Raw genomic sequence first — 23,272 nt, 5'->3', positions numbered from 1 at the left:
GCTTGGTTCAGAATCACGGGATTGCTTGCCCGCCCATACATAAGGGAATTATTTTGATTGTCTACGAATACCCTTTCAACGAACGCATACGTACGCTGTTGCGGCTGGAAGATCTGTACGACAAATTCAAGTTCTTCGTCCAGCAAGAGCATGCGATGCAGCACCATGTTGCATTGGCAACGATCTTCGACATGCTGGAAGTGGCCGGCCGCGCCGATCTGAAGTCCGATCTGTTGCAGGAACTCGAACGCCAGCGCCAGAGCCTGCTTGGCTACCGCAGCAATCCGAACGTGGTGCCGGAAACCCTGGACGCCATCCTCGCCGAACTCGACAACGTCAGCGGCGCCCTGGTGGCGGCGCAAGGCAAGACCGGACAGAATATCCGCGACAATGAATGGCTGATGAGCATACGCGGCCGCACCATCATTCCCGGCGGCGCCTGTGAATTCGACCTGCCTTCCTACCATGCCTGGCAGCAGCGCAGCTCGGAACAGCGCCTGGCCGATATCCAGGCCTGGTTTGCACCGCTCGCGCCCCTGTTCGATGCGCTGGCACTGGTGCTGCGCCTGCTGCGTGACTCCGGTGGCCCCGTCAAACTGACCGCCAACGCGGGCAGCTTCCAGCAAATGCTGCAGGGCAAGGTCTACCAGATGCTGCGTTTGAGCCTGGATGACGCCAGCGGCGCCATTCCGGAAATTTCCGCCAACAAATACATGCTGTGGGTGCGCTTTACCACCCAGGGCGGCGACCTGAAACCCAAGCCGCTCGAAGAAGATGTACCCTTCGAACTCACGCTGTGTAATTTTTAATTGTTCTTGCCATGACCGTTGTTAACTGCCCTACCTGCGCCGCCAAAGTCGAATGGACCGAGGCCAATACTTTCCGCCCCTTTTGCTCGAACCGCTGCAAGCAGATCGACCTGGGCGCCTGGGCCGAAGAGAAATATACGATTCCAGCCACCGATCCGCTCGACGATCCGCTCGACGAAGACGAGAAACAACAGCAGCAGCACTAGCCATCAGCCGAACGGGTTTTCCAGCCGCAGTCCGCTGCTTGCGTAGCGGTCCAGCCGTCCGCTGACCACAGTCAGGCCATGGGCGATGCCCATCGCCGCGATCTGGCCATCGACATCCGCGCCATAGCCGGGCAAACGGGCCCGGACCAGCGCGCAATCGAGGTCGAATTCAAGCACACGCGCCGCATACTCGCGCAGTACCGCTTCCAGCCAGCCTTCCATCGCCAGCGCCTCCATGGTGGCGCCGCGCCGCCATAGCTGCTGTATGCCGGCGCGCCATTGCGCCACCGCCTGCACCGGCAGGTAACGCTGTTCGGGTGGCACACGTTCGAACCAGGATCGCACGCCGTCCGGCGCCCCGCTCCCCTTGCGCGCAGCATTGACCACGTCCGCGTCCAGCAGGTAGCCGGCCATGGCTAATGATCGCGGTCGAAGTCAGCATCGCTGCCCACGTCGGGCATGGCGCGCAGGATATCGTCGAGGGCGCGCCTGGGCAGTGGCCGCAGCACGCTGCGCAGAATGTCGCGGTGCTCTTCCTCGATGCTGCGGCCATGGGCGCGGGCGCGCTTGTGCAGCGCGGCCAGCAGCAGTTCGTCGGCGTCGTTGAAGGTGAGGGTCAGGGTCAGGGTCAGGGTCAGCGCCATGCGAGTCTCCCGCTATCGTCGAACCATCACTTTAGCGGAAAGACCCGGCAATGCAAGGCGCCAGGATGCCCCAGGCGGTGGCGGTCAAACGGCCGTGGCGCTTTCGCGGCGCACCACGTCCAGCCATTCCAGCAGCGGAATCGTGGCCGGCAGCAGGGGTTCCACGCCCACCGTGCCCTGCCACGCAAAGGCCTGGCCTTCCAGGCTTTGCGGCTCGCCGCGCCAGTCGCGGCTGATATAGAAATGCAGGCGCACATGGGCGTGCGGATAGACATATTCCACGCCGCACCAGGCTTCGGCGCTGTCGATATGCAGGCCCAGCTCCTCGACAAACTCGCGCTTGAGCGCGTCGAGGATGGCTTCACCCGGTTCGACTTTACCACCTGGAAACTCCCAATAGCCATCATATGGCTTGCCGGCCGGACGCTGGCCCAGCAGCACATCGCCATTCGGTTTCATCAGGATGCCGACGGCGACATCGACAGGTTTGGCTTTTACCTCGCTCATAGCGCCAGTTTCCCCGCATAATCGCGCGCAAACTGCCACGCCACCCGGCCCGAACGCGAACCGCGCTGCAAGGCCCAGCGCAAGGCGTCGCCGCGCGCTTGCGCGATCTGTTCCGGGCTGCAGCCGAACGAGGCGAGCCAGTGCGCCGTAATGGCCAGGTAGTCGTCCTGTTTGAACGGATAGAACGACAGCCACAAACCAAAGCGTTCGGACAGGGAAATCTTTTCCTCCACCGTTTCGCCCGGATGCAGGTCACCATCCTCGTCGGTCTTGTAGCTGCTGTTGTCCGACATCCGTTCCGGCATCAGGTGGCGCCGGTTCGAGGTGGCGTAGATCAGCACATTGTCCGACTGCGCGGCAATGCTGCCATCGAGCGCGACTTTGAGCGCCTTGTAGCCGCTCTCGCCTTCTTCGAACGACAAGTCGTCGCAAAAGATGATGAAGCGCTCGGGGCGCGCCGCCACCAGGTCGACGATATCGGGAAGGTCGGCCAGGTCGGCCTTGTCGACTTCGATCAGGCGCAGGCCCTGGCTTGAAAACTGGTTCAGACTAGCCTTGATCAGCGACGACTTGCCGGTGCCGCGCGCGCCCGTCAGCAGCACATTGTTGGCAGGCCGGCCAGCAACGAACTGGCGCGTGTTCTGCTCGATCTGGGCTTTTTGCGCAGCGATATTGTGCAGGTCGCCCAGCGCAATACTGGACACATGCTTCACCGACTGCAGATGGCTGGCGGCGCCCTGCCGGCGGCGCCAGCGAAATGCAAAGCTGTTCCAGTCGACGGCCGGCGTGGCCGGTGGCAGGATAGCCTCGACGCGCGCCAGCAGGCTTTCCGCGCGCAACAGAAACTGCTCAAGACTGGTCATGAACGGTAGTCGGCGTTGATCGACACGTAGTCATGCGACAGGTCGCAGGTCCAGACGGTGGCAGTCGCCTCGCCGCGCGCCAGTTTCACGCGGATGGTGATCTCGCTTTGCTGCATCACGCGCTGGCCGTCCTGCTCCTGATAGTCGGGATTGCGGCCACCGTTCTTGGCCACCCACACGTCGTCCAGGTACAGGTTCAGCAGGCTCACGTCCAGGTCGTCCACGCCGGCATAGCCGATGGCGGCCAGGATGCGGCCCAGGTTCGGGTCGGAGGCAAAAAAAGCGGTTTTCACCAGCGGCGAATGGGCGATCGAATAAGCGATCTTGCGGCACTCTTCCATGCTGCGGCCGTCTTCCACGGTCACGGTCATGAATTTGGTCGCGCCTTCGCCGTCGCGCACGATGGCTTGCGCCAGGAAAGTGGACAGTTCGGTGACGGCGGCGGCCAGTGCGGCATAAGCGGGCGAGTCGATGGAGTCGATTACCAGACTGCCGGCACCGGTGGCAACCAGCATGAAGGAGTCATTGGTCGACGTGTCGCCGTCGATGGTGATGCAGTTGAACGATTTGTCGGCCGCCTGTTTCACCAGTTGATCGAGCACCGGCTGGGCCACAGTGGCGTCAAACGCCAGAAAACCCAGCATGGTGGCCATATTTGGCTTGATCATGCCGGCGCCCTTGCTGATGCCCGTCAGCGTGACCGTATGGCCGTCGATGGTGACGGTGCGCGAACCGGCTTTCGGCTGCGTGTCGGTGGTCATGATGGCTTCGGCTGCCGAGAACCAGTTATCTTGCGTCAGTGCGGCGACAGCTTGCGGCAGGCCTGCCACCAGGCGCTGCACGGGCAGTGGTTCAAGAATCACGCCGGTGGAAAACGGCAGGATCTGCTGCGGCGTGCAGCCCAGCAACTCGGCCAGCGCGGCGCAGCTTTCCTGCGCGGCGGCCAGGCCCGATTCACCCGTGCCCGCATTGGCGTTGCCGGTATTGACCAGCAGCGCGCGGATCGGCGCGGCACCGGCGGTGACGGCCGCCAGGTTGGCCTTCGAGATCTGCACCGGCGCGGCGCAGAAGCGGTTCAAGGTGAACACGCCAGCCACGGTGGCGGTCGGCGCCAGTTTCAATACCAGCAAATCCTTGCGGTTCGGCTTCTTGATGCCGGCTTCGGCTACACCGATTTCAATACCGGCGACAGCTTTCAGGTCGGCGGCGACGGGCTTGGGAGAATTGACGGCCATATGAGTTCTTCTGCGAGGGGAAAGGAAGCGCTATTGTAGCGCCTTCGCGCTGGCATTGACCATGCGGCGTCCCGGACGCACGGCACACAAAAAAACGGAGACCGCGGTCTCCGTTTTTGTTCAGGCTGTCAAACTGCGCTTACGCCAGCTTGCCGTGGCATGCCTTGTATTTCTTGCCGCTGCCGCAAGGGCATGGATCGTTGCGGCCGACCTTGACGCCCATGCTCACGCTCATGTCGTCCACATACTGATCGTTGACGTTGACGTTGTCGCCAGCCGTTGGCGCCAGCAATTCTTCCGGCGCCGCGTTCGGATCGAATTCGGCGTGCTGGTAATGCACGTTTTCCACGTGCGACTGCTGCATCGCCGCTTCGGCCGCATCGACTTCTTCGCGCGACTGTATGCGTACCGTCATCACATGCTTGGTAACGTCGTTCTTGATCATGTCGAGCATCATGCCGAACAGTTCGAACGCTTCGCGCTTGTATTCCTGTTTCGGATTCTTCTGGGCGTAACCGCGCAGATGGATACCCTGGCGCAGGTGATCGAGCGCGGCCAGGTGTTCGCGCCAGTGGCTGTCGACGCTTTGCAGCATGACATTGCGCTCGAAGCCGCCGAACGACTCCTTGCCGACGATGTCGATCTTCGACTGGTAAACGGCATCGGCCGCCACCAGCACTTTTTCAACGATCTCTTCGTCCGTCAGGCTTGCGTCCGCTTCCAGCATCTGCTGCAACGGCATGTCGAGCTGCCATTCGCTGGCCAGCACGGTTTGCAGACCCTTGATGTCCCACTGCTCTTCCACCGATTCCTGCGGCACGTAAGCGTGCACCAGGTCGGTAAACACGCCATGGCGCAGCGAGGCGATCATTTCGGAAATGTCGGTCGTTTCCAGCAACTCGTTACGCTGCTGGTAAATCACCTTGCGCTGGTCGTTGGCAACGTCATCGTATTCCAGCAATTGCTTGCGGATGTCAAAGTTGCGCGCTTCCACCTTGCGCTGTGCCGATTCGATCGAGCGCGAAACGATGCCCGCTTCGATCGGTTCGCCTTCCGGCATTTTCAAGCGGTCCATCACGGCGCGCACGCGGTCGCCGGCGAAGATGCGCAGCAGCGCGTCGTCGAGCGACAGGTAGAAGCGCGACGAACCCGGATCGCCCTGGCGGCCGGCACGGCCACGCAGCTGATTGTCGACGCGGCGCGATTCGTGGCGTTCGGTGCCGATAATGTGCAGGCCGCCCGCATTGACCACGTGGTCGTGCAGCGACTGCCATTCATCGCGCAGCGTCTGCGACTGGCGGGCCTTGTCGGCGTCGCTCAGTTCGGCATTCGCTTCGATGAACTTGATCTGGTTTTCAACGTTACCGCCCAATACGATGTCGGTACCGCGACCGGCCATATTGGTGGCGATGGTGATGGCTTTCGGACGGCCGGCCTGGGCGATGATTTCCGCTTCGCGTGCATGCTGCTTGGCGTTAAGCACATTATGCGGCAGCTTGGCCTTGTCCAGGATGCCGGACAACAGTTCGGAGTTTTCGATCGAAGTCGTGCCCACCAGTACCGGCTGGCCGCGCTCGTAGCAGTCGCGGATATCGATCACCATCGCGTTGTATTTTTCCGCCGAGGATTTATACACCTGGTCTTGGCGGTCCTTGCGCTGCAGCGGACGGTTTTGCGGGATCACTACCGTCTCCAGGCCGTAGATCTCCTGGAATTCGTAGGCTTCGGTATCGGCCGTGCCGGTCATGCCGGCCAGCTTGGCGTACATGCGGAAATAGTTCTGGAAGGTGATCGAGGCCAGGGTCTGGTTCTCGTTCTGGATCTTCACGCCCTCTTTCGCTTCGACAGCCTGGTGCAGGCCGTCGGACCAGCGGCGGCCCGTCATCAGGCGGCCCGTGAATTCATCGACAATCACCACTTCATTGTTCTGCACCACATAGTGCTGATCCTTGAAGTACAGCGCATGGGCGCGCAGCGCCGCATACATGTGGTGCACCAGCGAAATATTGGCCGAATCGTACAGCGAGGCGCCTTCCGGCAGCAGGCCCAATTCGGTCATGATGCGCTCGGCTTTTTCATGGCCGGCTTCGGTCAGCAGCACCTGGTGCGCTTTTTCATCCTTGGTGTAATCGCCAGGGACTTCCACTTTACCTTTGCCGTCCGGCGTTTCTTCGCCGATCTGCAAGGTCAGCAAGCCTGGCACTTCATTGATCTTGTGGTACAGGTCGGTATGGCTCTCGGCCTGGCCGGAAATGATCAAAGGGGTACGCGCTTCATCGATCAGGATCGAGTCGACTTCATCGACGATGCCGAAGTTCAGCGTGCGCTGCACGCGGTCGCGCGCTTCGTACACCATATTGTCGCGCAGGAAGTCAAAACCGAATTCGTTGTTGGTGCCGTAGGTGATGTCGGAGTTGTAGGCCTGCTGCTTGGCGCTGTGCTCCATCTGCGACATGTTCACACCGGTCGTCAAACCCAGCCACGCGTACAGGCGGCCCATGGTTTCGGCGTCGCGCTGTGCCAGGTAATCATTGACGGTGACGATATGCACGCCCTTGCCCGACAAGGCGTTCAGGTAGGCTGGCAGGGTTGCCATCAGGGTCTTGCCCTCGCCCGTGCCCATCTCGGCGATCTTGCCATAGTGCAGGACCATCCCGCCTATCATCTGCACGTCGAAGTGGCGCATGCGCAGCACGCGCTTGGACGCTTCGCGGCAGACAGCAAACGCTTCCGGCAACAAGGCGTCCAGCGATTCGCCACCGGCGATCCGTTCCTTGAAGGCAGGCGTCTTCGCTTGCAGCTCGGCATCCGACAGCTTTTCGATGACCGGCTCGAGCGCGTTGATCTCGCGTACCGTTTTTTGGTATTGCTTGAGCAGCCGCTGGTTGCGGCTACCGAAAATCTGGGTCAGTAATGACATGCTTGAATTCTTGAAAAAACGCCGTTAAAAAAAGCTCGGTAGCTGGCAGCGAGGTAACAATCGCATGACCGCACGGAGTTCGACTATGGCAAAAGACGATGATTTTATCATGCGTCCCCCGAAGGTTGGGATCATGCACTATATAACAATAGCTTTAAGGCAAACAATCACGGGAAATGATGGACATTTTGCACCCGGCATGGCGCCTGGATGACGCCATCTGCAGCCACTGCCGCCCTCGCCATGCGCGGGCGAGTGTGCTATGTTTCGGCCATGCGAAATCCCACATACTCGCCGGCACCGCGCCGCAGCTATGGCTTTGCCCGCTCGGGTCCGCCCGTCACGGGCGCCACTGACTTCTTGCGCGGCAACGCGACGATGGCGTCCCTGATGCCTACCGTCAAGCGCCTGGCCGCCCTGCAAAAAGATTGCGCCCAGGCCCTGCCGGCCATGTTCGAGCACTGCGATATCCTGCAATTCGAGGCCGGGGTGCTGGTGCTGGCTGTGCCGAACGCGGCGCTGGCAGCCAAGCTCAAGCAGCAACTGCCAAAACTGCAAGGGGAACTGGAAAGAAAAGGCTGGCAGATTGCCGGCATCAAGCTCAAGGTGCAAGTCATCAAGAGCATCGCACCCATCGTTCATACGCGCTCGCTGGTGCTACCGGAAAAAGCCATGTCGGCACTGGAAGAACTTAGCACCGCGCTGCCGGCCTCGAAACAGAACGATCAGCTGATCGCGGCGCTGCGCAATTTAGTCAGGCATCACCGCGAACCGAGGGACTGACTCAGGTAAGCGACCACTCGCGCTCCATCTGGCGCAGGTAGGATTGTGGCGCCGCTTCATTGGTGGCAAACGAGACGATCTCGTACGATTCAGGCTGCTCCAGCAGCGCCAGCAGCAGCTGGTTGTTCAGTGCATGGCCCGATTTGTGCGCCGTGTAATAGGCCAGCAGCGGATGACCGACCAAATACAAATCGCCAATCGCGTCGAGGATCTTGTGGCGCACGAATTCGTCTTCATAGCGCAGGCCGTCGGCGTTAAGGATACGGTATTCGTCCATCACGATGGCGTTTTCCAGCGAGCCGCCACGGGCCAGGCCCATGCCGCGCAGGCTTTCCACGTCCTGCATGAAGCCGAATGTGCGCGCGCGCGCCACATCGTGGATATACGACACGTCGCCAAAGTCGACCGAGGCGCGCTGCATGGTACCGTCGACGGCCGGGTGGTTAAATTCGATAAAAAAGTCGAGCTTGAAGCCGTCATAGGGCGACAAGCGCGCCCATTTTTCGGCTGCTCCCGTGCCGTGGCGCACTTCCACCGGCTTGATGACCTTGATGAATTTCTTGGCTGACGCCTGCTCTTCCACGCCAGCCTGTTGCAGCAGGAAGACAAACGACGAGGCCGAACCATCCATGATGGGAATTTCTTCCGCATTGACATCGATATACATATTGTCGATGCCAAGGCCGGCTGCAGCCGACATCAGGTGTTCCACGGTCGAGACGCGCGCGCCGTCCTTGATCAGCACGGACGCCATGCGCGTGTCGCCCACCGCCATGGCGCTGGCGGGAAACTCCACTACCGGTACCAGGTCGATGCGGCGAAACACGATGCCCGTGTCGATGGCGGCCGGGCTCAGGATCAGCTCGACCTTGGTGCCGGAGTGCAGGCCGACACCGATGGTGCGGACAGATTGTTTGATGGTGCGTTGTTTTAACATGGCACGATTATATCCAGTTGCGGCGTGGAATGCTGGGCAGCAAAGAAATGCTACGGGTGCTCGCTTTCCACATGTACCGCCTCCCTGCGCACCAGGTAAATGCCGCTGGCAATGATAATCGCTGCGCCTGTCATGGTGTACTCGTCGGGCAAGGTACGCCATAGCAGCCAGTCCAGGCCCATGCCCCAGGCCAGGGCCGAATATTCGAACGGCGCCACGCTGGAGGCCTTGCCGCTGCGAAACGCTTCCGTGATGGCCAACTGGCCCAGGAAACCACTGACCGACAAGCCCGCCAGCAGCAGCCAGTCTTCGCGCCGGATCGCTACCCATTCATGGTACGACAGCGCCACGCCGCCGGTCGCCATCATGACCATCAGCCAGAACACCATGCTTTCGCTGGCGTCGCTACGGCTGAGGATGCGGCCAGTGATGGCCGACACGGCATAGCAGGCGGCTGCGCCCAGCACGGCCAGGCCGGCCAGCGACAGGAATTGCCCGCCTTCCGGGCGCAGCACCACCAGCACGCCGCCCAGGCCGACGGCAATCGCGCACCAGCGTGCCAGGTCGACCCGCTCTTTCAGGATAAATACCGACAGCGCCGTAATCAATAGCGGCGCGATAAAGAACAGAGAATATGCCTCGGCCAGCGACAAGCGTTTCAGGCCATAAGCAAACAGGGTGATCATGGCAACGCCCAGCGCACCGCGCAAAAAGTGCAGCGGCCAGCGTACCTTCAGCAGGTTCCTGAAGGCGCCACGATACAGCAGATACAGGCACACCAGCGGCAAGGACGACAGGGCGCGCAAGGCCGTCACCTGCATCGCCGGATAGGTTTCGGACAGCAGCTTCATCGCTGTATCCATCAGCGAAAACAGACCGGCGGCGGCCAGCATCGCGTAGATGCTGCGCAAATTGGGATTAGGGGAAGGCAAGGCAACTCCTGGCAGGAGAGAAACCGTCATCATGGCGACGGCCGGAGCCAGGACCGGCACGTGGCGATCGGCGCGCGGTCGCCCGAATTATAGCAAGCGCGGCAGCTACTGTTACAACACCGGCAACAGCATCACCAGCTTCACCTCATGCTGGCGCGCCAGATGCAAGGTCACCTGGTTAAAGCTCAGCAGCCCTTGCACGGGATGCTGGAAGCGGCGCAATCCACCGTCGCGGCCCAGCACCTGCTGCGCGCTCCACCACTGGCGAAACTCCATGCTGGCGCCAGACAATTGCGCGATCAGGCCGGCCAGCGGCGCCTGGTCGGCATGGCGGCCCGCATCGGCGCGGAACTCGGCCACCAGGCGCTGCGCGCGCTCGGGCCAGCCGGCGATCAGCTGGCGTGCCTGCGGCGACAAAAACATGAAGCGTAGCTGGTTCGGAGCAACCTCATCGGGCAAGGCATCGAGCCAGCCGGCAAACAGACCTGCCGCCTGCGCATTCCAGGCCACCGCATTCCACTGCCGGTCCAGCATATAGGCCGGTGCATCGATGGCTGCCACAATCGCCGCCAGCTCGTTGGCCGCCGCGCCGCCACCCGTGGCCTCGCCATGCTCGGGGTCGGCCTTGTCGGCCACCTCGAACAGATAGCTGCGCTCGGCCGCGCTCAGTTGCAGCACCTGCGCCAGGCGCGCCAGCATCCTGCTTGATGCCGACACCGGCCGGCCCTGCTCCAGCCAGGTCAGCCAGGTAGGACTGACGTCAACCAGCTGCGCCAGCTCTTCACGGCGCAAGCCCGGCGTGCGGCGCCGTCCGCCACCGGGCAGGCCCGCCATGGCGGGGGTGAGCGCTTCGCGCCGGACACGGATGAATTCGGCAAGCTTGTGCGACATGGCGTTCTTTCGTGGTAGTAGCGCATGGTAGTAAATATACCAGTATAAGTTCTTGTCTTGTTACAGGATAAAACTCGCTCTATTCTGCCTGTACACCAACACTTACGGGAGCAAACCATGCAACAGCACGATGTCATTACCGAACAGTTCGGCAAGACCGCCAACGCATACCTCTGCAGCGCCATCCACGCCCAGGGCGCCGACCTGGTGCTGATGCAGGAAGCGGCGCGCCGCCATGGCCGCCCCGTAGTGCTGGACCTCGGTTGCGGCGCCGGCCACGCCAGCTTTGCCGTGGCGCCAGTGGCCGAGTCCGTTGTCGCCTATGACCTGGCGCACCCCATGCTGGACGTGGTCGAGCAGGCCAAAGTGCAGCGTGGCCTGGACAATATCAGCACGCGCCAGGGCGACGTGGCCAGGCTGCCGTTCGCCGACGCCAGTTTCGACATGGTCGTCACACGCTTTTCGGCCCACCACTGGAGCGACGTGGCCGGCGCGCTGGCCGAAGCCTGGCGCGTGCTGCGCCCGAACGGCAGCTTGCTGGTGGTCGATATCGTGGCGCCGAAAACTGCGTTGTACGACACCACCTTGCAGGCGGTGGAACTGCTGCGCGACGGCTCGCACGTGCGCGACTACCGCAGCTGCGAATGGGGAGCCAAGTTCGACAACGCCGGTTTCACGCACAGCCTGCGCAGCGTGTGGAAGCTGACCATGCAGTTTGACGAGTGGGTGGCGCGCATGCGCACGCCAGCCGGGCGCATCGCCGCCATCCGCAATCTGTTCGACGCCGCGCCCGACGAAGCGCGCCAGTATTTTGCGCTGCAGGGCGATTACTCGTTCGATATCGACGCGGCCATGTTCGAGGCGACGAAACCGGTGGTGCAATAAAAATGGGGTCAGACCCGACGGGTCTGACCCCAGCTTTTCAGCAGCATACCGGTAAAAGTCACTTTCAACCCAAAACCTTGACAGCTGGGGTCAGACCCAACGGGTCTGACCCCGATCAACCATATTATTTCAGCTGGCCCAGCAGGGTTTCGGCATTCGATACTTCAAACTTGCCGCCCTGCTCGATGTTCAGTTGCGTCACCACGCCGTTGTCGGCCAGCAGCGAGTAGCGCTGCGAGCGCGTGCCCATGCCGTGCTTGGAGAAATCGGCGTCCAGGCCCAGGGCACGGCTGTAGGCGGCATTGCCGTCGCCCATCATGCGCACGATGCCGGTGGCCTTCTGGTCACGGCCCCAGGCGCCCATCACAAAAGCGTCGTTGACGGAGATGCACCAGATTTCGTCGACACCAGCTGCTTTCAGCGCTTCGGCGTGCTGCACATAACCGGGCACGTGCTGTGCCGAGCAGGTTGGCGTGAACGCGCCTGGCAGGCCAAAAATGGCGATCTTCTTGCCCTTGACCAGGTCTTGCACATTGAACGTGTTCGGTCCCAGCGCGCAGCCTTCGGTTTCGGTTTCGATGAATTCAGCCAGGGTGCCTTCCGGCAGGGTATCGCCGATCTTGATCGTCATGGTGACTCCTTTTTACTATTTTGGGAAAAGCCGGCTTGCCGCCGACACCGCGCAACAGTATGCCTGACTTGGCATATTTGTGCAGAAATCCCCCCTGAAAGCCAGGGTTGAAATCAAAAACGGCGGCCCGAAGGCCGCCGCTTGCATCAGTACTTGAGCGTGCTGATTAATCGGCCTGCTTGCGCAAAAACGCCGGGATATCGTAGGTCTCCATGCCGTTCTTTTCCATCGCGCGCACCTGCTCGGAAGCCGATTCGCGGCGCCATACTGCTGGCGCCTTGCCGCTGTCAAAGCCGGCTGGCGTGGCCACGCCCACGGTGCTCGCCACGGTCTGCGCGCCGCCCATCGAAGCCGACGGGGTCAGCGGACCGTTGTGGGTGCCGGTGCGCAGCACTTGCTGCGGTACCAGCTGGATGTTTTTCTTGGCGCGGCCCAGGCCGGTAGCCACCACGGTGACACGGATATCGTCGCCCATCGAGTCGTCGTACGCGATACCTTGCGCAATCGAAGCGTCCGGTGCAGCAAAGGCGCGTACGGCTGCCATGACTTCCTTGATTTCTTTACCCTTCAGGCCACGGCTGGCCGTGACGTTGACCAGCACGCCGCGTGCGCCGGACAGGTCAATGCCGTCGAGCAGTGGCGAGGCAACCGCCTGCTCTGCCGCGATGCGTGCACGATCCACGCCGGAAGCGGTAGCGGTGCCCATCATCGCCTTGCCCTGCTCGCCCATGATGGTTTTCACGTCATTGAAGTCGACGTTGATATGGCCCGGCACGTTGATGATCTCGGCAATGCCGGCCACCGCGTTGTTGAGCACATCATCGGCGTGCTGCATCCATTCGAGCATGCTTTCGTCTTCGTAGATCTCTTCCAGTTTTTCGTTCAGGATGATGATCAGCGAGTCGACGTGCAAGGACAGCTGCTCCAGGCCTTCGTCGGCGATGTCCATGCACTTCTGGCCTTCGTACGAGAACGGCTTGGAAACCACGGCCACCGTCAGCGCGCCCAGTTCCTTGGCCACTTCGGCCACGATAGGCGCCGCACCCGTGCCGGTACCGCCGCCCATGCCGGCGGCGATGAACACCATGTGCGCGCCGCGCAGCGAATCGGCGATGCGCGCACGCGATTCCTCGGCCAGCTGGCGGCCGACGGCAGGCTTCATGCCGGCGCCCAGGCCGGTGTCGCCGATCTGGATGATGTTGTGCGCCTTGGATGTCGACAACGCTTGCGCGTCGGTGTTGGCGGCAATGAACTCCACGCCCGACATGCCTTTGTTGATCATGTGTTGAACTGCATTGCCACCCGCACCGCCGACGCCGACTACCTTGATGACGGTACCTATAGCTGTGTTATCGACCATATCGAACTCCATGATGTACTCCTATCAGAATGCGGTTTCCAAGCGCCAGTCCTCATATCGGTAGGAGAGCTGGAGATTGAAAACTGCAGTTAAATTTAAATGAATGTGTATGTAGCTGTGCTGCTGCCAAAAAAACTGTCATGCCGGGCAAACTGCAGGCCCTTAAAAATTCCCTAAAAACCATTCCTTCATGCGCTGCCAGACTGCCTTCACCGAACCATCCTGGCGCGTCACGATATGCCCGCGCAGGTATTGCTTTTTCGCTTCCAGCAGTAGTCCCAGCACAGTCGCGTAGCGCGGACTGCGCACCACGTCGGCCAGCTGGCCACGATACTCCGGCGTGCCGAGGCGCGCCGGTTTCAAAAAGATGTCTTCGGCCATCTCCACCATGCCGGGCATGATGGCCGTGCCGCCCGTCAGCACGATGCCGGACGACAGCACGCCTTCGTAGCCCGATTCGCGCACCACCTGGTGCACCATCGCGAACAGTTCTTCCACCCGTGGCTCGATGACGGCAGCGAGCGCCTGGCGCGACAGGTTGCGCGGGCCACGGTCGCCCAGGCCCGGCACTTCCAGCGACTCGCCCGGATCGGCCAGCACCTGCTTGGCCACGCCGTAGCGGATCTTGATCTCTTCCGCTTCTGCGGTCGGGGTGCGCAAGGCCATCGCGATATCGTTGGTAATCTGGTCGCCGGCGATTGGGATCACTGCCGTATGGCGGATCGCACCATCGGAAAACACCGCCACGTCGGTGGTGCCGCCGCCGATGTCGATCAGAACCACGCCCAGTTCTTTTTCATCCGGCGTCAGCACGGCGTCGGCCGAGGCCATCGGCTGCAAAATCAGGTCGGATACTTCCAGGCCGCAGCGGCGCACGCACTTGACGATGTTCTGCACGGCCGACACGGCGCCGGTGACGATATGCACCTTGACCTCCAGGCGGATGCCGCTCATGCCGATCGGCTCGCGCACATCTTCCTGGCTGTCGACGATGAATTCCTGCGGCACCGTATGCAGCAATTGCTGGTCGGTCGGAATGTTAACCGCTTTGGCTGTCTCGATGACGCGCGCCACATCGGTGGCCGTCACTTCCTTGTCCTTGATGGCCACCATACCGCTCGAATTGAAGCTGCGGATATGGCTGCCAGCAATGCCGGCGTACACATTGCGTATCTTGCAGTCGGCCATCAGCTCGGCTTCTTCGAGCGCGCGCTGGATCGACTCCACCGTGGCCTCGATATTGACCACCACGCCTTTTTTCAGGCCCTTCGATTCGTGCTGGCCCAGCCCGATCACTTCGTGGCGTCCATCGGACATCACTTCGGCTACCACCGCCACCACTTTCGAGGTGCCGATGTCGAGGCCGACGATCAGGTTCTTCGCGTCTTTTGTCATTTCTGTCGCCTAGTTTTTTGGGCTATTGGTTTAATTGCTTTGATTATTCGGTCAAGCCGGTTTTTTGGTCGCACTGCTGGTTTTTTTCTTGATGGCCGGCGCCGGCCTGCCATCCTTGCCCTCGGCCGGTATCACCAGGCCTGCCGAACTCAGGGCCAGGCCATTCTGGTAACGCATGTCGATGGTATCGATATTGTCCAGGCGGCTGGCCAGTTGCGGATAGATGCCAACCAGCCGGTCGACCCTGGCCTTCAAGGTCGTGTGATTCTGTTCGCGCCCCAGCGCCACGCTCATGCCGTTGTTCAGCTTGACGGTCCACGCATAGCGGCTCGACAAGGACAGCGATTCAGGCGCCATCTTCAGCGGCGCGAACCATTTGGCCAGGTTTACATAGGTCGCCAGCACATCCTTCTCGCTGCCGTCCGGCCCCGAAAACGCCGGCAATTCATGGTCATCCTCGGCTTCGGCCACGTTGGCGGTAAATACGTCGCCCTTGACCGACAGCAGGCGGCCATCCTCGCCCCAGGTACCGAGCGCTTCATGCTCTTCCAGCGCCACGATCAGCTGGTTCGGCCACTCGCGGCGCACGCTGGCGCGGCGTACCCAGGGTACCGATTCAAACACGCTGCGCACGCTTTCCAGGTTGCTGGTGAAAAAATTGCCCTTGATGCGGCCTTGCGTGCCGGCGCGCAGGGTCAGGTAATTCACGTGCCGCAGTCCCTTCGCATCGACGCTTTCCACCGTGATGGTGCGCAGGTCGAACATCGGACGTTGCGACACCCACCACACGCCGGCGGCCACGCACACGACCAGCACAAAGGCCATCAGGCCGTTGGCGGTCGTATTGAGGCTTTTAGCGTCGTGCCACATGTCAGTGCTGTCCCTTGCTGATCTTCAAACGTGCCGAGGCAACGATTTCCAGGCACAGGTCTTCATAGCTGATGCCCACCGCGCGCGCCGCCATCGGCACCAGCGAATGGCTGGTCATGCCGGGCGAGGTATTCACCTCCAGCAGGAACAGCGCGCTGTCGGCACTGCGCATCAGCACATCGACCCGTCCCCAGCCTTCGCAGCCCACGGCGCGGTAGGCGCCCAGCGCGATGCGCTCCATCTCGGCCAGGATCGCCGGGTCCAGCTGCGGCGGGCAGAAATACTGGGTCACGTCCGTGAAATACTTGTTCTGGTAATCGTAATTGCCTTGCGGGGCGACGATTTCGACCGGCGGCAGTGCGCGCGCGGTGGCGCCCTGGCCCAGGATCGCCACCGTGAATTCGCGGCCCTTGATGAACTGCTCGGCCAGCACCGTATCATCGAGAGCGGCGGCGGTGTCGTACGCAGCCTGGAAGGCCGACGCTTCATGCACGGTGGTGATGCCGATGGTGGAACCTTCATGCGGCGGCTTGACGATCAGCGGCAAGCCCAGTTCTGCGGCCACTTGCGCCAGGTTGGCGTCGTCTGCCAGCACCGCGTATTGCGGCGTCGGCAGCTTGTGCATCAGCCAGATCATCTTGGTATAGACCTTGTCCATGCCGACCGCGCAGGCCATCACGCCGCTGCCGGTGTACGGGATGCCCAATTGTTCCAGCGCGCCCTGCAAGCTGCCGTCTTCGCCGTAGCGGCCGTGCAGCGCGATAAAGACGCGGTCAAATTTTTCGGCCGCCAGCTCGGCCAGCGAACGCTCGCCCGTGTCGAAGCCATGCGCGTCGACGCCACGGCTTTGCAAGGCGGCCAGCACGCCGGCGCCGGACATCAGCGACACTTCGCGCTCGGCCGAACGGCCGCCGAACAGGACGCCGACCTTGCCCAATTGTTTCACATCGATAGCTGAAGCTGCGTTCACGTCAGGCCTTTGCAGTGTTGGTTGAATAGGTAGTCAGTTGTTGCGGGATGCCGCTGATCGAGCCCGCGCCCATGGTCAGCACGACGTCGCCGTCGTGCGCCACGCTCATGATGGTGTCGGCCATATCTTGCATGGACTCGACGAAGATCGGTTCGATCTTGCCGCGCGCGCGCAGCGCATGCGCCAGCGAACGGCCGTCGGCGGCGACGATAGGCGCTTCACCGGCCGCATATACTTCAGACAGCAGCAGCACGTCGGGCGCGCCCAGCACCTTCACAAAATCTTCGAACAGGTCGCGCGTGCGGCTGTAGCGGTGCGGCTGGAAAGCCAGCACCAGGCGGCGGCCAGGGTAGGCGGCGCGCGCGGCGGCCAGCGTAACTTCCGTCTCTACCGGGTGGTGGCCGAAATCGTCGACCAGGGCGAAGCTGCCACCGGCCGGCAGCGCCACCTCGCCATAGCGCGTGAAACGCCGGCCAACGCCGGAAAATTCGGCCAGGCCCTGCTGGGTGGCGCTGTCGGCGATGCCGATCTCGCGCGCAATCGCAATCGCCGAACAGGCATTCTGCACATTGTGCATGCCGGGCTGGTTCAGCACCACGTCCAGGGCCGGGTAGCCCTCCTGCAGCACCGTGAAATGCATTTCCAGGCCGACCGCGCGCGCGTTGACGGCGCGCACCTCGGCGTCCTCGGAAAAACCGTAGGTGGTCACCGGCTTGGTGACGAACGGGATGATGGCGCGCACGTGCGGATCGTCGACGCACAGCATGGCGCGGCCATAGAACGGCAGGCGGTGCGTGAACTGCACGAAGGCCTGCTTGAGTTTTTCAAAATCGTGCTCGTAGGTATCCATATGATCGGCATCGATATTCGTGATGACTTCGATCATCGGCGTCAGGTTCAGAAACGAGGCGTCCGATTCATCCGCTTCGGCCACCAGATAGTCGCCAGAGCCCAGCTTGGCATTGGCGCCGGCGCTCGTCAGCCGACCACCGATCACAAAAGTAGGATCGAGACCGCCCTGCGCCAGCACGGAGGCAACCAGGCTGGTGGTGGTGGTCTTGCCATGCGTGCCGGCGATCGCGATGCCGCGTTTCAGGCGCATCAATTCGCCGAGCATCACGGCGCGCGGCACCAGCGGGATCTTGCGCGCGCGCGCAGCTGCCACTTCGGGATTATCTTGCGGCACTGCGCCCGAGGTCACCACCGCATCGGCGTCGCCGATGTTTTCTGCCGCGTGGCCGAGCATGACGGTCGCGCCCAGGCTCGCCAGGCGCTGCGTTGCCGCATTGCTGCCCAGGTCCGAACCCGACACCTTGTAGCCGAGGTTGACCAGCACTTCGGCGATACCGCTCATGCCGCTGCCACCGATGCCGACAAAGTGGATATTGTTTACTTTATGCTTCACAGAGCTAACCTCATGCCAATTGTTCCAATACGTGTGCGATCGCCTGATTGGCGTCGCGCTTGCCTGCCGTCAGCGCCGCTTGCGCCATCTGCTGGCAACTGTCGCGCGTCAAAGACGCCAGCATCGCCGCCAGCGACGCTGGATTCATTTCCGTTTGCGGCAAATGAATTGCCGCGCCCTGCTGCGCCATCCACTGCGCGTTATTGCGCTGGTGGCTGGTGGTCGAAGCCACCAGCGGCACCAGTACGCTGGCCACGCCGGCCGCCGTCAGTTCCGACAGGGTGATGGCGCCGGCACGGCAGATCACCAGATCGGCCGCCGCATACGCCTCGGCCATATCGTCGATAAAGTCGACCACGTTGGCCGTCACGCCCGCTGCCGCATACGAGGCGCGCAAGGCGTCGATATTCTTCTTGCCGGACTGGTGCGTCACCAACGGCCGTTCGCCTTCCGGCATCAGCGCCAGTGCGGCAGGCAGGTTGTCGTTCAGCGCTTTCGCGCCCAGGCTACCGCCCACCACCAGGATGCGCAAGGGGCCGGTGCGCTGCTCGAAACGCGCCGCCGGTGGCGCCATCGCCAGGATCTCGGCCCGCACCGGGTTGCCGGTGACGACAGCCTTGCTGGCAGCGGCGCCAAATTCGGCAGGGAAACCGAAGCATACCTGCTGAGCCAGCGGAAGCAGTGTCTTGTTCGACAACAGTAATGCAGCATCGGCATTGACCAGCACCAGCGGCACGCCGCTCAAACGCGCCACCAGGCCGCCCGGCACCGTCACGTAGCCGCCCATGCCCATCACCACGTCGGGCTTGCGGCGCGACATGAAGCCACGAATCGCAAACAGGCTGGCGATCATCTTGAAGCCGCCCTTGACCGTGTGTGCCAGCCCTTTGCCGCGCATGCCGGAAAATGCGATGGCGTCCATGGGGATGCCGCTTTTCGGCACCAGTTCCTGCTCCATGCCGTGGGTGGTGCCAAGCCAGCTCACTTCCCAGCCGCGCGCGCGCATGGTCTGCGCGATCGCCAGGCCAGGGAAAATATGGCCGCCGGTACCGGCCGCCATGATCATCAGTTTTTTCGTTTTCAAGTTTTCTACAGTGCTCATAGCCGCCCCCCGCGCATCAGGATCCGGTTTTCATAATCGATGCGCAGCAGGATCGCCAGGCCGATGCAATTGATCAGCACGCCCGTGCCGCCATAGCTCATCAAGGGAAGCGTCAGCCCCTTGGTCGGCAGCAGACCCAGGTTCACGCCCATATTGATGAAGGTCTGCACGCCGATCCAGATGGCGATGCCCTTGGCCGTCAGGCCGGCAAAGGTCTGATCGATGGCGATCGCCTGGCGGCCGATATCGAAGGCGCGCTTGATAATCCAGTAGAACATGCCGATCACGATCAGCACGCCCACCAGGCCCAGTTCCTCGCCGATCACGGCCAGCAAAAAGTCGGTATGTGCTTCGGGCAGGTAATGCAGTTTTTCCACGCTGCCGCCCAGGCCCACGCCAAACAGTTCGCCACGGCCGAAAGCAATCAGCGAGTGCGTCAGCTGGTAGGCCTTGTTCAGCGAATTGTCTTCCTGCCATGGATCGAGATAGGCAAAGAAACGCTCGCGGCGGAATTTCGACAGCGCGATAATGGCGACGAAAATCGCTGTCAGCATGGCGCCGATGCCACCGAACCAGATGGCGTTGACGCCACCGAGGAACAGAATGCCCATGGCGATGCAGACGATCACGCCAAAGGCGCCCAGATCCGGCTCCATCAGCAGCAACAGGCCCACGAAACTGACTGCCAGCGCCATCGGCATGAAGCCCTTGGTCAGCTTGTGCATGTATTCCTGCTTGCGCACCGTATAGTCGGCCGCGTACAGCACCATCACCACCTTCATCAGCTCGGACGGCTGCGGGCGCAGGCCCGGCAGGTTCAGCCAGCGGCGACCGCCGTTCACCGACACGCCCAGGCCCGGTATCAGCACCATCACCAGCAGCACCAGGGTGCCGATAAACAGCCACGGTGCCATTTTTTGCCAGGTGGCAACGCGCACGCGAAACACCAGCGCGCCGGCGATCATCGAAATGCCGATGAACAGCGCCTGGCGCACCACGAAATAATTGTTGGTATAGGCGGCGAACTTGCGCGCGTCCGACAGCGAAATCGAGGCCGAATACACCATCACCATGCCCAGCAGCATCAACAGCAGCACCACCCAGATCAGTGGCTGGTCGTAGTCCATCATCTTCGACTGCCGCGCGCGGCCGTCCAGCGGCTTGGCAGCCGAGCCGGAACCGAAACCGAAAGGCAGCTGGAAGGCCATCAGAGATCCTGTCCGTTATCGAGGGCGATGTCGCGCACGGCGTCGACAAACACCTGCGCGCGGTGCGCATAGTTCTTGAACATGTCCAGGCTGGCGCAGGCCGGCGACAGCAGTACCGCGTCGCCCGGCAGCGCCAGGGTGGCCGCCTGTTTCACCGCTTCGGTCAAGGTGGCGCAGTCATGCAAGGCCACGCCCGATGGTTCCAGTGCCGCACGCAGCGCCGGCGCATCGCGGCCGATCAGCAGCACCGCGCGCACGTGGCGCGACGCCGGTTCGGCCAGCGGCGAAAAATCCTGGCCCTTGCCGTCGCCGCCGGCGATCAGCACCAGGCGCTGCTCAAGCCCGCCAAACGCCTTGCCCAGGCCATTAATGGCCGCCACCGTGGCACCCACATTGGTACCCTTGCTGTCGTCGTAGTATTCGACTTCATTGACGGCCGTGACCAGTTCCACCCGATGCGGCTCGCCCTGGTATTCGCGCAAGCCATGCAGCAGCGGCGCGAACGGCAGGCCGATGGCGCGGCACAGGGCCAGCGCCGCCAGTGCATTCGAGGCGTTGTGCTGTCCGCGAATTTTCAAGGCGTCGGCCGGCATCAGTTTTTTCGCCATGGTCGGCACGGGTTCGGGCGCCGGATCGTTCTTCCTGCGTTTTTTCTCGATCACTTCTTCGCTCGGCACGGCTTGCGCCAGCCAGAACACGCCGCGCTCGTTGACCAGGCCGAAGCTGTCGACGGCCAAAGGTTCGCCGGTGCCGAACGTCACGCTGTCGACCATCGCATCCTGCATGCGCATCACCGCCGCGTCGTCACGATTGAGCACGCGCACCGTGTGCTGGCCAAAGATGCGCGCCTTGTCGGCAGCATAAGCGGCCATGTCGCCATGCCAGTCCAGATGATCCTGCGACAAATTCAATACCGTGGCCGCATCGGCCTGCAGGCTGAAGGTGGTGTGCAGCTGGAAGCTCGACAATTCAAGTATCCATGCCTGCGGCAGCGTGCTGGCGACGGGCTCGGCACCCTCGGCTTCGACTGGCGCCGGCTCGGCATCGAGCACCTCGCGCAGCACGTCCAGCGCGGCCGGGCTGATATTGCCGGCCACGCGCGTGGCCAGGCCGGCCCGTTCGCACAACAAACCCACCAGGCTGGTGACGGTGGTCTTGCCGTTGGTGCCGGTAATCGCGATCACTTTCGGCGCATAGCCGCGCTGTGTTTTCAGTGCGGCCAGCGCCTGGGCGAACAGTTCGATCTCGCCCCATACGGGGATATTGCTTTCCGCTGCGGCCGGCGCGATGGCGGCCAGTTCGCGCTGCGGCGCCAGGCCCGGGCTGACGGCGACAAAATCGACGCCCTCCAGCAGCCCGGCCGCAAAAGGGCCGGCGATGAATTGCGCGCCAGGCACGCCAGCGTGCAAGGCGGCCAGGCGTTCCGGCGCTTCGCGCGTGTCGGCCACGCGCACCGATGCGCCACAGCGGGCCAGCCACAGGGCCATCGCCAGGCCGGACTCGCCGAGTCCCAGTACCAGTGCGGTTTGATTGGCGTACATCATCAGCGCAGCTTCAAGGTGGTCAAGCCGAGCAGCACCAGCATCATGGTGATGATCCAGAAACGCACGACAACCTGCGTCTCTTTCCAGCCTTTTTGTTCAAAATGGTGATGCAGCGGTGCCATCAGGAAGACGCGGCGGCCAACGCCATAGCGCTTCTTGGTGTATTTGAACCACCCTACCTGGATAATCACCGACAGGGTTTCGACGACAAAGATGCCGCCCATGATGAACAGCACGATTTCCTGTCGCACGATGACGGCGATGGTACCCAGGGCGCCACCCAGGGCCAGCGCACCGACGTCGCCCATGAACACTTTGGCGGGGTGGGTGTTATACCAGAGGAAGGCCAGGCCGGAGCCGGCCAGCGCGCCGCAAAAGATCACCAGCTCGCCGGCGCCCGGAATATGCGGGATAAACAGGTAGCGCGCATACGTGACGTTACCAGTCAGGTAGGCGAACAGGCCCAGGGCCGTGCCCACCATCACGGTCGGCATGATGGCCAGGCCATCGAGACCATCGGTGAAATTGACGGCATTGCTGGTGCCGACGATCACGCAATAAGTCAGCGCGATAAAGCCCCACACACCGAGCGGATAGCTGATGGTCTTGAAGAACGGCACGATCAAGTCTGCCTTGGGTGGCAAGTCCATCGCAAAGCCGGACTGCACCCAGGCGTAGATCAGATTCCATACCTGGCCGGCGTTCGGTTCAGAGATCGATACAGAGAAGGCCAGGTAAAACGCGGCCAGCAGGCCGATCAGCGACTGCCAGAAGTATTTTTCACGCGAGCGCATGCCTTCCGGGTCCTGGTACACCACCTTGCGGTAGTCGTCGGCCCAGCCGATGGCGCCAAAGCCCAGGGTGACGATCAGTACCGGCCAGATGAAGCGGTTCGACAGGTCGCACCACAGCAGGGTGGAAATGCCGATGGCGATCAGGATCAGCACGCCGCCCATGGTTGGCGTGCCGTGTTTTTTCAGATGCGTTTGCGGGCCGTCGGTACGCACGGCCTGGCCAACCTTCAGGCGCGTCAGCATGCGGATCACAGCAGGGCCGGCGAACAAGCCAATCAGGATGGCGGTCAGGGTGGCGAAAACGGCGCGAAAGGTGATGAAGTTAAAGACCCGCAGTGGGCCAATGTCGTCCTGGAAATAATGAGCGAGCCAGAGCAGCAT

General features: G+C 62.1%; 23 protein-coding genes. 4 read left to right on the top strand and 19 right to left on the bottom strand.

The genetic code is table 11. The features are described from left to right. The first annotated feature begins 53 nt into the window (after positions 1–53). The gene (gene zapD, locus ACQ4WM_RS18595; RefSeq protein ID WP_436548135.1) at positions 54–809 is read left to right on the top strand and encodes a cell division protein ZapD; all 756 of its coding nucleotides are present in this window, start codon (positions 54–56) and stop codon (positions 807–809) included. Between the two features lie 11 nt (positions 810–820). Then, positions 821–1,015, top strand: a complete 195-nt coding sequence (gene yacG, locus ACQ4WM_RS18590) for a DNA gyrase inhibitor YacG (protein WP_436548134.1) — start codon at positions 821–823, stop codon at positions 1,013–1,015. 3 nt (positions 1,016–1,018) lie between these two features. On the opposite strand, the gene ACQ4WM_RS18585 is transcribed toward yacG, so the two are convergent. From ACQ4WM_RS18585 to secA, 6 genes are all read right to left on the bottom strand, one after another. After that, positions 1,019–1,429 carry a PIN domain-containing protein gene (locus tag ACQ4WM_RS18585; protein WP_436548133.1) on the bottom strand — a complete coding sequence of 137 codons (411 nt, stop codon included), beginning with the start codon at positions 1,427–1,429 and terminating at the stop codon, positions 1,019–1,021. A 2-nt stretch (positions 1,430–1,431) separates the two neighbouring features. Beyond that, positions 1,432–1,659 (bottom strand): FitA-like ribbon-helix-helix domain-containing protein, encoded by a 228-nt coding sequence (locus ACQ4WM_RS18580; RefSeq protein WP_436548132.1) that lies wholly within the window; start codon positions 1,657–1,659, stop codon positions 1,432–1,434. 84 nt (positions 1,660–1,743) lie between these two features. Further along, entirely contained in the window at positions 1,744–2,166 is a 423-nt protein-coding gene (locus ACQ4WM_RS18575; RefSeq protein ID WP_436548131.1) for an NUDIX domain-containing protein, read from the bottom strand. Beyond that, positions 2,163–3,029, bottom strand: coding sequence for an ATP-binding protein (locus ACQ4WM_RS18570; RefSeq protein ID WP_436548130.1), 867 nt, complete (start codon positions 3,027–3,029; stop codon positions 2,163–2,165). The genes ACQ4WM_RS18575 and ACQ4WM_RS18570 overlap by 4 nt, the downstream gene beginning before the upstream one ends. Beyond that, a complete protein-coding gene (gene argJ, locus ACQ4WM_RS18565; RefSeq protein WP_436548129.1) occupies positions 3,026–4,264 on the bottom strand; it encodes a bifunctional glutamate N-acetyltransferase/amino-acid acetyltransferase ArgJ in 1,239 nt (412 codons plus the stop codon). The genes ACQ4WM_RS18570 and argJ overlap by 4 nt, the downstream gene beginning before the upstream one ends. A 139-nt stretch (positions 4,265–4,403) precedes the next feature. Further along, on the bottom strand, positions 4,404–7,184 hold the full coding sequence (gene secA, locus ACQ4WM_RS18560; protein WP_436548128.1) for a preprotein translocase subunit SecA: 2,781 nt from the start codon (positions 7,182–7,184) through the stop codon (positions 4,404–4,406). Between the two features lie 273 nt (positions 7,185–7,457). Between secA and ACQ4WM_RS18555 the strand changes: the two genes are divergently transcribed. Continuing rightward, positions 7,458–7,967 (top strand): DciA family protein, encoded by a 510-nt coding sequence (locus ACQ4WM_RS18555; protein WP_436548127.1) that lies wholly within the window; start codon positions 7,458–7,460, stop codon positions 7,965–7,967. A gap of 1 nt (position 7,968) precedes the next feature. Here the strand turns inward: ACQ4WM_RS18555 and lpxC are convergent, their stop codons facing one another. The 3 genes from lpxC to ACQ4WM_RS18540 all read right to left on the bottom strand — a co-directional run bounded on the left by lpxC (position 7,969) and on the right by ACQ4WM_RS18540 (position 10,727). After that, positions 7,969–8,904, bottom strand: coding sequence for a UDP-3-O-acyl-N-acetylglucosamine deacetylase (gene lpxC / locus ACQ4WM_RS18550; protein ID WP_436548126.1), 936 nt, complete (start codon positions 8,902–8,904; stop codon positions 7,969–7,971). A gap of 50 nt (positions 8,905–8,954) precedes the next feature. After that, the gene (locus tag ACQ4WM_RS18545; protein ID WP_436548163.1) at positions 8,955–9,797 is read right to left on the bottom strand and encodes a DMT family transporter; all 843 of its coding nucleotides are present in this window, start codon (positions 9,795–9,797) and stop codon (positions 8,955–8,957) included. 150 nt (positions 9,798–9,947) lie between these two features. Further along, the gene (locus tag ACQ4WM_RS18540; RefSeq protein ID WP_436548125.1) at positions 9,948–10,727 is read right to left on the bottom strand and encodes a helix-turn-helix transcriptional regulator; all 780 of its coding nucleotides are present in this window, start codon (positions 10,725–10,727) and stop codon (positions 9,948–9,950) included. A 117-nt stretch (positions 10,728–10,844) separates the two neighbouring features. Between ACQ4WM_RS18540 and ACQ4WM_RS18535 the strand changes: the two genes are divergently transcribed. Continuing rightward, positions 10,845–11,612 carry a class I SAM-dependent methyltransferase gene (locus ACQ4WM_RS18535; protein ID WP_436548124.1) on the top strand — a complete coding sequence of 256 codons (768 nt, stop codon included), beginning with the start codon at positions 10,845–10,847 and terminating at the stop codon, positions 11,610–11,612. 124 nt (positions 11,613–11,736) lie between these two features. On the opposite strand, the gene ACQ4WM_RS18530 is transcribed toward ACQ4WM_RS18535, so the two are convergent. The 10 genes from ACQ4WM_RS18530 to mraY all read right to left on the bottom strand — a co-directional run bounded on the left by ACQ4WM_RS18530 (position 11,737) and on the right by mraY (position 23,272). Then, positions 11,737–12,243 (bottom strand): peroxiredoxin, encoded by a 507-nt coding sequence (locus ACQ4WM_RS18530; protein ID WP_436548123.1) that lies wholly within the window; start codon positions 12,241–12,243, stop codon positions 11,737–11,739. A gap of 166 nt (positions 12,244–12,409) precedes the next feature. Beyond that, positions 12,410–13,615 (bottom strand): cell division protein FtsZ, encoded by a 1,206-nt coding sequence (gene ftsZ / locus ACQ4WM_RS18525; protein ID WP_436548122.1) that lies wholly within the window; start codon positions 13,613–13,615, stop codon positions 12,410–12,412. A 150-nt stretch (positions 13,616–13,765) separates the two neighbouring features. Beyond that, positions 13,766–14,998 carry a cell division protein FtsA gene (gene ftsA, locus ACQ4WM_RS18520; RefSeq protein ID WP_308923954.1) on the bottom strand — a complete coding sequence of 411 codons (1,233 nt, stop codon included), beginning with the start codon at positions 14,996–14,998 and terminating at the stop codon, positions 13,766–13,768. Between the two features lie 51 nt (positions 14,999–15,049). Next, positions 15,050–15,868 carry a cell division protein FtsQ/DivIB gene (locus ACQ4WM_RS18515; protein WP_436548121.1) on the bottom strand — a complete coding sequence of 273 codons (819 nt, stop codon included), beginning with the start codon at positions 15,866–15,868 and terminating at the stop codon, positions 15,050–15,052. Between the two features lies 1 nt (position 15,869). Continuing rightward, positions 15,870–16,838, bottom strand: coding sequence for a D-alanine--D-alanine ligase (locus tag ACQ4WM_RS18510; protein ID WP_436548120.1), 969 nt, complete (start codon positions 16,836–16,838; stop codon positions 15,870–15,872). A gap of 1 nt (position 16,839) precedes the next feature. Continuing rightward, entirely contained in the window at positions 16,840–18,243 is a 1,404-nt protein-coding gene (gene murC, locus ACQ4WM_RS18505; protein ID WP_436548119.1) for a UDP-N-acetylmuramate--L-alanine ligase, read from the bottom strand. A 10-nt stretch (positions 18,244–18,253) separates the two neighbouring features. Further along, positions 18,254–19,345, bottom strand: coding sequence for an undecaprenyldiphospho-muramoylpentapeptide beta-N-acetylglucosaminyltransferase (murG, locus tag ACQ4WM_RS18500; protein ID WP_436548118.1), 1,092 nt, complete (start codon positions 19,343–19,345; stop codon positions 18,254–18,256). Then, positions 19,342–20,553, bottom strand: coding sequence for a putative lipid II flippase FtsW (gene ftsW, locus ACQ4WM_RS18495; protein ID WP_436548117.1), 1,212 nt, complete (start codon positions 20,551–20,553; stop codon positions 19,342–19,344). Before ftsW ends, murG begins: the two co-directional genes overlap by 4 nt. Further along, entirely contained in the window at positions 20,553–22,097 is a 1,545-nt protein-coding gene (gene murD / locus ACQ4WM_RS18490) for a UDP-N-acetylmuramoyl-L-alanine--D-glutamate ligase (protein WP_436548116.1), read from the bottom strand. The genes ftsW and murD overlap by 1 nt, the downstream gene beginning before the upstream one ends. Further along, entirely contained in the window at positions 22,097–23,272 is a 1,176-nt protein-coding gene (gene mraY, locus ACQ4WM_RS18485) for a phospho-N-acetylmuramoyl-pentapeptide-transferase (RefSeq protein ID WP_436548115.1), read from the bottom strand. The genes murD and mraY overlap by 1 nt, the downstream gene beginning before the upstream one ends.

The sequence above is a fragment of the Janthinobacterium longum genome (assembly GCF_051380735.1).
In the GTDB taxonomy this organism is placed as follows: domain Bacteria; phylum Pseudomonadota; class Gammaproteobacteria; order Burkholderiales; family Burkholderiaceae_D; genus Janthinobacterium.
Note: the sequence above shows the minus strand (reverse complement) of the source record. Positions and strands in the feature narration are given on the sequence as shown.